This is a genomic window from Streptococcus sp. KR, from assembly GCF_002238115.1.
In the GTDB taxonomy this organism is placed as follows: domain Bacteria; phylum Bacillota; class Bacilli; order Lactobacillales; family Streptococcaceae; genus Streptococcus.
Map to the genome: position 1 here is coordinate 1 of NZ_NGVM01000186.1, position 372 is coordinate 372.

General features: G+C 38.7%; 1 protein-coding gene. It reads left to right on the plus strand.

What is annotated here, in order from left to right; all coding sequences use genetic code 11:
• Positions 1–372, plus strand: a 372-nt coding sequence (locus tag CBI42_RS11535; RefSeq protein ID WP_373433762.1) for a helicase HerA domain-containing protein, incomplete at both ends; no start/stop codon positions are given.

The following is a 372-nucleotide window of genomic DNA, read 5'->3' on the forward strand; positions in this document are numbered from 1 at the left end:
GGACTTCAGTAGACTTACAAGACCGTAGTGGGAAATATTACGGTATCAATCAAATATCAAGTAATATTATTACCATTGATCGCAGCCTATTAAATACACCGTCTGGTCTGATTTTAGGAACATCTGGAGCTGGGAAAGGGATGGCAACCAAGCATGAAATTATCACGACCAAAATCAAGGAATCTGGTGAAAATACTGAAATTATCATCGTAGATCCAGAAGCAGAGTACAGTGTCATTGGACGGACTTTTGGGGGAGAAATGATTGATATTGCGCCTGACTCCCAAACCTATCTCAATGTCCTTGACTTGTCTGAGGAAAATATGGATGAAGATCCTGTAAAGGTAAAATCAGAATTTCTTTTATCCTTTA